The organism is Odoribacter sp. (genome assembly GCF_985060555.1).
This window is the reverse complement of the sequence record NZ_CFKYFN010000111.1, coordinates 65389-77421: the sequence shown is the minus strand read 5'-3', so window position 1 is coordinate 77421 and position 12033 is coordinate 65389. Positions and strand designations below refer to the sequence as shown.

3 protein-coding genes are annotated in these 12033 nt (G+C 45.2%); all 3 read left to right on the top strand.

Annotated elements, in window-relative coordinates:
- Nucleotides 1-278: 278 nt before the first annotated feature.
- The 3 genes from AC5RDS_RS16110 (at nucleotide 279) to AC5RDS_RS16100 (ending at nucleotide 12027) form a co-directional block, all read left to right on the top strand.
- Complete coding sequence (locus AC5RDS_RS16110; protein WP_195328830.1) at nucleotides 279-3413, top strand: SusC/RagA family TonB-linked outer membrane protein; 3135 nt, start codon at nucleotides 279-281, stop codon at nucleotides 3411-3413.
- An 18-nt stretch (nucleotides 3414-3431) separates the two neighbouring features.
- Nucleotides 3432-4844, top strand: coding sequence for a RagB/SusD family nutrient uptake outer membrane protein (locus AC5RDS_RS16105; RefSeq protein WP_162609993.1), 1413 nt, complete (start codon nucleotides 3432-3434; stop codon nucleotides 4842-4844).
- A 454-nt stretch (nucleotides 4845-5298) separates the two neighbouring features.
- The gene (locus AC5RDS_RS16100) at nucleotides 5299-12027 is read left to right on the top strand and encodes an aminotransferase class I/II-fold pyridoxal phosphate-dependent enzyme (RefSeq protein WP_195328831.1); all 6729 of its coding nucleotides are present in this window, start codon (nucleotides 5299-5301) and stop codon (nucleotides 12025-12027) included.
- Nucleotides 12028-12033 lie beyond the last annotated feature (6 nt).

Sequence of the window (12033 nt, the reverse complement as noted above, 5' to 3'; positions counted from 1 at the left end):
TATGAGGAGTATGACGAGGAAGAAAAGATGATTTTCGGTATTGTGCGGGTCGGTGAAAAATCCCTGACCTATGGAGGAAAAAATTTGCAGGAAGTGAAAATGGATTTTAAAAGAGTAATCGAAGAAGCTATAAGTTAGCGGTAGGAAAGAAAAGCTAAAAAAGGGGTTCCCTTGTCCGGTGACGGATAAGGGAATTTTTTGTCGATGATTTTCCAAACCTTATTGATAAAAAATGCGAATACTAGTGAAAAAACGAATCTTTCTAACCTGGAAAATTTATGAGACAAGAAATGGAGAAAACGGTTTTGAAAGGAAGACACGGAGGTTGGTCGATATGGCTATCTGTAGCTTTCGGAATGGTATGGCTTTTATTGCTTCCCGGACAGTCGGTGGCTAGGGTTCCGGGCAGTAGGGACAAACAACAAACTGCGGAAACGTTGCGGGTTGTTCACGGTAAGGTAACGGATGAGAACGGAGCTCCGATTGTGGGGGCGAATGTTTGGATAAAGGGGACTATGGTAGGAGTGGCTACCGATGTCAACGGAGATTATACCTTGCGGATAAACCCTGAGGCGAAGACGTTGAGTGCTTCATTTATCGGTTATTCAGAGGCGGAGAAGACGATTATGCCGGGAATCGGGGTTTATAATTTTACTTTAAAGCCGGAAGCCAGGAAGCTGGACGAGGTCGTGGTGGTCGGGTACGGTACTACCCGGCTCAGGGATTTAACCGGTTCGGTATCTTCTGTCGGGGCTGCTGATCTGGAAAAGGAACCGGTGATGAATGTCGCTTCTGCCTTGCAGGGGAAAGCGCCGGGGGTTCAGGTGTCTATGGCTTCGGCGAAACCCGGTGAACCGGTGAAGATCCGGGTGAGGGGATCCACTTCGTTGGAAGGTACCAATGAACCTTTGTATGTGATCGACGGTATTCCGGCCGAACAAGCCGATATGATCGCCATAAACCCGGACGATATTCAGTCGATCGATATATTGAAGGATGCTTCGGCAGCGGCTATTTATGGGTCGAGGGCCGCTAATGGCGTGGTATTGATTACAACCAAACGGGGGATACAGAATGAAAAGCCTCAGCTGAATCTGAAGTATTTTACCAATTTCGATACCCAGATAGAGAATTTCAGCATATTGAATGCGAATGAATTCCGGAATGTCATGATGGATGCTGCAATCAATACGTTAAAAGTGGATCCGACCAATGAAACGGCTTTGAGTATTAAAGAAGGGACTATCCTGAAGGATGCCGATACAGATTGGTATAAACTATTGTCACAGAAAGCTTCAACGAACAGTGTGGAGCTTTCGGTGAGGGGAGGAAGTTCAAGACTGAAATATTTTACTTCCTTCGGGATGAGTTTCCAAAATGGAGTATTGAAAGGGGATGACCTGAAACGGTATACCGGGCGGATCAACCTGGACTGGGATGTGACTTCGGTATTGAAATTCGGTACCAATGTAAGTTTTGCGTATACCGATCAATCCCAGGAAGGACAAGGGTTGTGGCAGATCAAACAGTTTCGTCCGGATGTCCCGGTTTATGCAGAGGACGGTAGTTATTATAAGATCGGTACGACAGATAATCCGGTGGCCAAAACGAAGATTACCAACCGGAACGATGTTTATCGGTTTAATGGGACGGTATTCGGAGAGGCCCAGATTATTCCGGGACTTCGTTTTCGTTCAACTTTCTCTGTAGCTAAGAACTTTAATTTCACCCACCAATATTATCCCAGTTTTTTACAGGAAGGTAATTATTATAACAATTATACCGGTAAAGCTGTACGGGGAAGTAACGAATCGGTACGTACCCTTTGGGATAATACATTGAAATATGAGGAGACATTTAAGGAGATACATGCTTTGGATGCTTTGTTCGGAGTCTCGTTCGAGCGTTACAAGGCAGGTGATTTCAGTGCTACCGGTGTCGATTTTCCGATGGACAAAATCTTGAATAACCTGAGTAGCGCTACAACTCCTTACGATGTAAGCGGGAATTCGTCCGGAAACGGACTGATTTCGGTCTTCGGACGGTTTAACTACCAATTGATGGAAAAATATCTTTTCACTTTTACGGCTCGTTTCGACGGTTCGTCGAAATTCGGTTCGCACAATAAATACGGTTTTTTCCCCTCGGGGGCTTTTGCCTGGAAAATCGATCAGGAACCTTTCATGAAGGATATTGAAGAAGTGAACGAATTGAAATTAAGGCTTTCGGCCGGAGTGACGGGAACACAGAATATCGGTAATTATAACAATAAGGATCTTTATGGCCCGAACGATTTTCTGGGAAAACCGGGAATTATCCCGACAACCCTGGGAAATAACGATCTGCGCTGGGAACGGACCAAGCAATTCGATATCGCTGTCGATTATGCTTTGCTGGATTACCGGTTGAGCGGATCTATCGGCTGGTATTATAAGAACACCAACGACCTGTTGTGGTATATCGATTTTCCGACTTCACTGCAACCCTTCAGCGGGATGTATAAAAATGTCGGACGGGTACAGAATAAGGGATTCGAGTGGATCGTCGATGCAAAGATTTTCAGGGAGACGGAGGTGAAATGGGACGTTACTTTTAATCTGGCCGTTAACCGCAATAAGGTGAAATCTTTGGTATCCGAAGGAGCACAGGACTGGGCCGGTAAAGGTGTGGTACAGGGAAGCGGTACCGAAGTACTGGCCGAAGGACATCCGGTGGGAGCTGTTCTGGGGTACCAGACCGACGGTATATTCCAGTCCTGGACACAGATCGAGGAATATAATAAAAAGGCACAGGAGCTGAGTAACGGGACTGCCACTTATTATTATAGCAGCGAGACCAAACCGGGACAGATTATTTACCGGGATGTGAATGGAGACGGGCATATCAGCGTGAAAGACCGGGTGATCATTGCTAATCCGGAACCGAAATTTCAGGGGGGATTTTCTTCCAATGTGTCCTGGAAAGATTTATCCCTGTATCTGATGTTCAATTATTCGGTAGGTGCAGAACGCTTGTATAACAATACTTTGCAAAATATTTCCGGTTCGTTGAACAACCTGATCGATTATAACCTTTACAACCGTTGGTCCGAACAGAATACGTCTTCCCGTTTACCGGCTTTGTATGTCGACGATCCGGTTCCGGCGACGAATAATCTGGAAGTACACAAAGCTTCTTATTTGAAGCTGTCGCATTTGCGGATCCAGTACAATTTGCCGGTATTGTGGGATGCCAGGTATTACAAAGGGGGACAGGTATATTTCGCTATCGCCAATCTTTTCACTATCACCCGCTATCCGGGAATCGATCCGGCGACGGTAGGTAGTGCTACGGCTAACTACGGAGGAAATTACGATAGTGATATTTATCCGGGTGTCCGTTCTTATACAATCGGGTTACGACTTAATTTTTAATTATTAGCACGAATGCTTATGAAAAAGATATTTATCCTTTTGATGGTCGGTAGTCTGCTGTTTTCCTGCCAGATTACGGACGTCCTGAACCAGGAGCCTCCGCATAATCTGACTCCTGATAATGCGATTACGGATGAAAAGTCGGCAGAAACCGCTTTGACCGGTATTTATGGTGAACAGATCGGGTATGAGTCTTATATGTCGATCGGAAATCATGCAATGACTGCCGGTATTTTGCAAAGAAACGACAATCCCGGCGTGGTTGTGAGTATCTATTATATCGAAAACCGTTTGCCGGAACTGAATCTGGTGGGGGCGGCATATACTCCTTTTTGGGATGCTTTTAATACGATTATCAATTCGTCGACGAAATTACTGGCTGTTTTGGAAGGAATGAGCGATAATCTGTTTACCGATGGACGGAAAACCACCATGATGGGAGAGATCCGGTTTCTGCGGGGGTGGTATATGTTCGATTTGTTGAGGATGTTCGGGGAATATGATAAATTGGACAGTAAATATGGGATGATCATCCGGGAGACTCCCCCTACTTCCGATGATGTTTATAAAGCCCGTTCGACGGTTCAGCAGACGTATGATTTTATCCTGAAGGATATCGAGTATGCTATATCGAACGCCCCGGATTTTACTTCTTCGGATTTTGCGTCGAAAATGGCTGCCAAGGCTCTTAAAGTGAAAGTACTTTTCTATATGGGGAAATACAGTGAGGCTTTAGAGGCTGCCAATACGTTTATCGGTGACGGAGAACGGGCATTGGTGGCCCCCTATTCGGCTGTTTTTACCGATTTTTCTAATCAGGAGCTGATCTATACCCGGGGATTTGCAGGGACAGATGAAGTGAAATATCAGGCCACGCGGGTACAGGCGTATTATAATGAGGGGAAATGGGGACCTACGGAGTCTTTTATGGAACTGGTCGGGGACGATCCCCGGAAAACGGTTATCCTGAAAAATGGAGTCGGGGATGTTTTCGGACCTCAGCAGACGATTCGGAAAGCTTCGAATGCAGAAGGAACAATGCCCACTTACCTGATGCGTTATTCAGAGATTTATATGATGAAAGCCGAATGTGAAGCCCGTACCGGGAAAGGAGATCCTTTGGCTACCCTGAATGCTTTACGTTCCGGTCATGGATTACCGGCTATTACGGGAGTGACCGATATATTACAGACGATCTATCAGGAATGGATACTGGAAATGGGGTTCGAGAATGGGCATGAATGGTACGCTACCTGGCGGATGGGAGTGGATCAACTTCTGGAAACCAATCGGGCTGTGGCTGAAAAAATGGCTACTGCCGCCGATCCCGAATTGTATAAAGCCAATTTGCCTTATAAACGGATTTATCCGATCCCTTCGAGCGAAATCAATGCCAATAAGTTGATGGAACAAAATCCGGGGAATAATTGATGGCCTGATTCAGGACTGAGTTTTTGTGGTTGAAGAGAGAATCGTGATAAAGTGGATTTTATTGCGATTCTCTTTTTTGTCGGAAAATAGCCCGGTACCCCCGTCTCCGTCCTTTATTGTTAAATATTATACAGTTGTTGGAAGGAAAGTTTACTCAAACGTTTCCCTTTAAAATTTTCACGTTTCTTTAACAAACCGGCCGGTTTTCGTATATTAATTCTTAATATTGTACCTGAAAATATGAAAGACAGAAACCTATGATGACTGTAATGATGAAGTTGACGGACAATAATTTTAAACGTAAAGTTACGTTGCGGGCTTCTGTTGGCATAGGGGAAAATATAATAGAATAAAGAAGCTCGCTGAAAGGCGGGCTTTTTTTTGCGATAAAAGTGAAGAGGTTCGAACTGACCGGTTTTGTCATGAAAAAAAGAGTAGAAATTAAAACCATACAATGAAAATCAAAGGAGAACCGAGGGCATTTCTGAGTAATGAGGCCCGACAATTACTGAATCTTTACGAATCGTTAGGGGAACGGGCAGAGATTTTTTTGCCGCGTCATATTTATGACAATCTGACCAGTTTTGTGAAGCTTTGTTTTGAAGAACCCGATGACCCGGCTGTCCAGCAGTCGGAGATCAACCGTTATTTGTTGAAGTTCCGGGAAGATATTCCGGGATATACGGATGTTGCTTTGATGCTTTGTCCGCATCATCCTTCCAAAGCTTTCGAATTGAGTGGAAGGCGGGGAGAGTTTATGAAGAAGATCGATGAGTTCCTGGATACCGAAGCAGTAAGTCCTGATTCCAGAGTTCTCTTGAAAAATATTAAAGACACTCATGATTTTTCGGTAGGAACTCCTCCTGTGCGCAGTAGCCATATCGAGTTTATCTCCCAGGTACAATTGGGCGGGCAGGTACGCGATTTGCGGAAATACCGGGATGTGATCGGGGTGACCGGTGACCTGAACGAAGCGCATTGGAATTATTTGATGGATACTTTGGAGCAGATGATCGGCCAGAGTACCCATTATACAACCGGGGCTGAGAAGGCCGACTTTCTCAACCGGATGCGTTGGGCGGTGAATTTCAAGGGACTGAACGGTATGATTACGACGGTGGTTTCGGGAAATGCCGATAAAGCGGTCAGTCTGCTCCGGGGAGAAGTATTCGGTAAGAATAGTGTACAAGTGTTGGAGAATCCTTCTACCGAAGAATTGTTCGAACAGATGAGGGTGGATACAACCTCGGTCTTTGTGGTGAAAGCCCGGCATATGCGGGTGAATCCTTTCTCCGGTGAAAAATGGTTTCCTCTGCTGACCCGTCTGGTGATTGTCGACGATTCGCGGGAATCGAGGAGTTCCAATACCTCTCTGGTGTTCTGTTTTCATAACGGGATTATCCATACACTGAATAAGGTACATACCAAGAAATTGGGTTCTCCGGCCAATACGCAATTGAACTTGCGGTTGATTCTGGAAAATGTGAATCCCTCTTTCCTGTCAGAATTCCGGGAAAAAATCGAGCTGCAAATCAAAGCCTACGAGAAAGAGATCAATCAGATTCTGACCGAACAGATCGGGACTACCGGGGATGCGGTGAAACGGTTGAATGTGTTTAAACTGGATATGTTCTCCAGGAAGATCGTTCAGGATAAATATTCCCTGGAAAAATTACGGGATTTTATTTATTTTCTGGAGAATTGCCATAAAGAAGAAAAACGGCAGGCACAAACCCGTGAATTGATCGATGAATTCGAAAGCCGGATCCGGCAATACTTTTATTCGGATTGCCCCCAGATTCAGGTGTTGAGTGTATTGGAAGGCGGCGGACGCAACCAGATCCGTACTTATGGACGTTATCTGTTGCAAAAGCCTTTGCACCGACTGGAAGATAAGGTGTATAAAGCTTGCCGGTTGATCCTGAATATTATCCCCAGCAATTATGAACGTACCCTGAAGAATCACTTTCATAAGAATTTCGGCATCAACCTGTTTTTAGAGAAATATCAGGCTTATATCACGAAGATAGATAATGATGCTAACAATAAAGGCCGTTACGATAATTTCCTCAATGACCTGGGGATCCGGGAAAAATACCGGGCCTTGCCTGTGGAGGATCAGCAAATCGTGAAAGAATTCTTATCGGCTTTAGGCAATCTGGAACAGACTTCGGTTTCCGATTCGGTACAGATGATTATCCGGGATCTGTTGTTTCATCCCAACGGAAAGCCGAAACCTTATATTATTTACAATGCGATGCAGGCTTGGGAATATAAGGATTTACTGCCTGACGATACTTTCGATATCAATCCTTTCGATATCGAAATCGAGAATTTGCCTGACGGGCGTTTAGCTTATGAACGGCTGACGGATAAATTACTCCGTATCAAATCGACGCTGGCTTTATTCGACGATAGTGGCAGCCTTTGGGATTTGTTTTGTGAGAATACGACGATTCTGATCAACGATCCGAATAATCCGACCGGTTATACGGATTTCAATACCGAAGCTTTGAATTCGTTCCTGAAACTGATGAATACTTGTAAGATTACTCTTTTTCTCGACGAAGCTTATGCCGACAGTGTGAAGGTTACGGATAAACATATGCCGAAATGGCGTACGATCTCGCGGTATATCATCAATAATATCAATGCCCAGGCCAATATCCGGGCGGTATCATCGTTATCGACCACCAAGAATTTGTCGGCTACGGGCGATCGGTTAGGGGCTTTGGCGGTGACCCCTCAGGCTGCTGCGGTCGCTGCTTTTGTGCGTCAGCTGAATTCCTGTTCGCACGGCAATAACAACTCTTTACTGATGTTGAATAATTTGCTGGAGACGGCACAGGTAGCTAAAAAAATAAAAGATACGCTGGAAAGCGAGTTACCGAAAAATGCTTCCCGCTTTAAGATCAAAGAGACACTGATCCGGTTTATCAATGAACAGATCGGACGGATTGAAAAATCGAACGCCAATAGTGTTGCAAACCGTCAGTTGCATAAGACCGCCGGATTTGAAGGTAGCCCGTTGTACCTGTTCCTGCTGGATGAGCTGGTAGCTTTGGATAAACTGGATATATTGGCCCTGCCGGACGATTTTAAATACCATAACGAACCTTTCTTCGTTTATTACCAGAGACGGTTGGTGGAAAATCTGAACCGTTTCCGGGTGAATAAGAATTTCCGTTCAGAATCGATGTTACGGATGAGTTGGGCAAAAGAGGTGGCTCAACGGGTTGTAGCTGAATTCGAAGGGACGGAAGTCAGTTGGTTGCCTTCGGATGGTTCTTATTTGTTTAACTTCCGGGTGGGGGAAGGGTTTTCTTATGCCGATCTGCTTTGTTTCTGCCAATATCTGGCGTTACACCGGGGGATTGCTGCTGTGCCCTATCCTACCGGTTTGGTCCGCTTTGCTATCGGAGGTTTTCTTGCCGATACCGAGGAGAGTAAGCAAGTGTTTAAATATGAACTGGAAGACGGTTTTACCATTTTTATGAAATATTGGACACTGTTTGCGGCTAAGCGGTTGGATGCGGCTTATAAGGAGGTGGAAAGCCATACGATTTTGGATGAGATTTTCGCTTATACTAAAATTCAGGAATTGATCGATACGATTATCGGCGATTATCCTTTATCCGCTAAATACCGGAAAGACAAAGCGCCTTCTTTGCAGATCCGTGATATCCGGACCTTGTACCATGCCTCTCCCGAGCGTAGCGGGGTGAGCATTACGACGATCGACCGGTCGGTAAATTCGGTCATCGAATTACATGGCGACAAGATCGGTTCTTGCCGGGATGTATTCGAGTTTATCCGGAGTGCTGCTTTTACGAAGGTATATGAAAATTTACTGGCACAGATTTATAAGCAAGTGCCGGCCATTGCCGACCTGGATTTCAATACGGTAAGTTCGAAATACAGTAAGGCGGTGATCCTGAAATATATCACTAATAAGAAGACGTTCCAGCCCAACTATAATGTACTGGACGATCCGATGGAGAAAAATGTGATGCGGGAAATTCTGATTGAAATGGAGCATCTTCTGTTCTCGGATAGTAAAGTGAAGATTTTAGCTATCGATGCAACCGGAAATCCGGAGTTGGATAAATCGAAATTGGAAGGAATCAATGTGATTATCAAGAAATATATCCGGGAAATTTTATTGCATTTCAATCTGCCGTTTGAAAAAGACAGCCTCGAACCCAGCCGCAAGGAGATTGTCCGGGTAGCCGGAGAAACATTCGAGGAAATCACCGGTATTCGGTTGAGTGACCTGAACCTGCAAATCTGGGTAGATGAATTTATCAACCGTCTCCGCGCTCTGCCCGAATTTAAAGAGACGTTGCTGGCTCAGAAGTGTATGGGGTATATGATGGATTCGATCGCTTCGGGGATGAACAAAGAAAATTTGCCGGTAACCGATAAGATCCTGTTTCTGTATTTATTACATAACGATCATTCTTTCTATCGGCTGGTATCGGCCAAATTGAAGTATTTCAGCGATAAGATCGGAGCTTGTGCGGACAGGGAGGTGAAGATGTTTACAGAGGAGTTTATCACCGAGATATTACCCACCCAATTGAAGGAAATCAACGATTATATCATGCGGCGCCGGGATATTAAGGTGGCTGAGAAAGAGATCCACCGGGTGAGCCGGAAAGTGGTGTTGTTCTATATCAGCATGATCAAGCGGACAAAAGGAACCGATTATTACAAACGTTATACCCATACGATGGTCCGGCTGGTGGAGACGGCTTTTATGAAACAAAATTCCAGTGTCAACGAGATGGTACAGCACGGTATTTCTATTTATAAAGATTTTGAAATGGAGAATAAGGTGCTGGAGACTTTCGAAGATGGACGGATCGCCTGGATCAACGAACTGATGCAGAAATGCGGTGTCATTTCTTCCGAGCAGCCGGTGCAGGAGCATACCCGTATCGTTACGGATGCTAAGAAACGGGAATATCCGTTCCACAAAGTGGATCGTCCGGGGACTATTTCGAAAAAGCGGCTTGGGGAGGCAGGACCGAACGATTATTTGAAGCTATTGGATTTGCGGCCCGATTCGTCTTTTTTTATCGGTCGTTTGGCCCGGTTTATCGCCAATATGGATTCGGACGATTATCGCTGTAAGGTGGTGAAACATGGCATGGTGAAGGAGCTGGTGATTTTCCAGAAGGGATATATGAAATACCTGACCGATAACTACCGGCTGAATTATACCGAAGACATTCCGATCGAAGATATCACCCGGTTCGTCCCGGATGTGATCAGTTTCCTGGGGGCTCCCGAAAAGCTGATTTCTTTCCCGCAGATCGGGTATTTCGATATACCGGGGCCGAACGGGAACATCAAGACGATCGTTACGCCGTTGAAACAGAAGGTAGATTATTTCGGGGATGTCAAGAAACCACGTCTGACGGTGATCAATGAGAAAATTAAAGAGATCGGCGGTAATCCGCGTCACGGTTCTTTGTTTGCCGTGGAAGAAAACGACGGTAGTATCTTTGTTATCGAGATCAATGGGGATAGTGGGGTAGGGAAGTCGGAAATGATCGCCGCTTTTATCCTGAAATGGTTGCGGAATAACCTCGAGGGGGTCCGTTCGGTAAAACTGATTGCGGGCGATATGTTCCATGAGTTTCAGGATGCCGAAGGTAATCTGTATGGGATCGGTACAGAGGTCGGTGATTTCTCGCGGACGACGGATTTCGACCCGGATTATATCAAGTATTATAAGTATCTGTTCGAAAGTAGTGCCGACAGTAATGTCGAAGATCTCAATTCCCGGAGCACGGTGAGCGGTATGTGTGATATCACGATGCCTTATAAGATCGATATCATGCTGAGTGCCGGAAACTATTCGAAGGAGGAAGCAGGTATAACCCGGGTGGACAATCCTGAAAATTTCCTGTTGTATATGGATGCCCATGGGGAGAGGAAAGAGAAAGCGACCAGTCAGGATGGTCCTAATTTCCAGCGTACCTTGAAGCGTTATACGGCAGATAAGAATATTGTAGATGTGATTGCCCGTCATGGTAATTATCTGGATGATATTTTAGATTGGGATTATGTAGAAAATGAAAAGCAATATTATCTGGCTTCTTCGTTCAAATTATTGGATAAGATCGATATTACGGAAGTAGTCGGTCAGATTTTCGGCGGTAAGCAGTTTAAACGGGACGGGGTTGGGTATACCATCCAAACGGTCTCTTTCGATATGATACAGAACCGGTTTATTGCTACCGTATCGTATGGGGAAAGAGAAAGCCGGGAAATGATGATCGACCGGAAGATGTTCAGTGCGATTTTCGATTCTCTGGCCAGTACTCCGGGAGGGCAACCGTTTATTGCTGAGGAAGGACAGTTGGAATCGGTGATGAACCTGGTGAAAATCATGCGCGGAGGGAGCGACGGTAAGGGGAAAGCCCGGAATATTCAATGTGGTATGCTTTCAACGGAGATCGGCAAGAAAGGCCGGGAGATTACCGGACCTCAGAAAGCCGCTATGGAGCTGAAACGGATGATTCAAGAGGTACGGATTACCCGCCCGGAAATCAATGAAGGGAAAATTTGCGTGAAACGCCTGCTGAACGAGAAATATCGTCCTATTTTCAAAGGAGAAATGAATAGTTCGGAATTGTGGCGATATAATTTCTTTATCTATCAGCTGGAGAACATGAAGAAAGCCGACTATCGCCGGATGGACGATATCGACCGTAAGGTAGATATGAGTAATCTGGTGGATTTTGTACCTGTAGACCCGAAGAAAGAATTCAGTCCTTTGTTGGTGAATCCCAATCTGAATATCGAACTGAGTAGTTTCAGCGAGACGTTCGAGGAATTGATGAGTTTGCCGAATTATCCGGAATTTGCGTGTGAATTCGCCGAACATATGGAACAGTTGTATGTCGCAGAGGGATATAGTGAAGAAACGAATATCAATAATATGATCGTACAGTTATTGCTTCTGGAGGGATATTGTACGACCGAGGACGTGGCTCGTGGTAGTGTCATTGAAAAAGTGAACCGGGAGACGATTGCCGCTGCCAAGTATGCGGTGGTTCGGTATTTGGAAGGCGAACGGGTGAAACGCGCTTCATCCGGTAAACCTGTCGAAAAGATCGCGGCTACCGGTACAGGTAAAAAGGTTGCTACGAAGGGGATACGTAAAAAGTAAAGTATC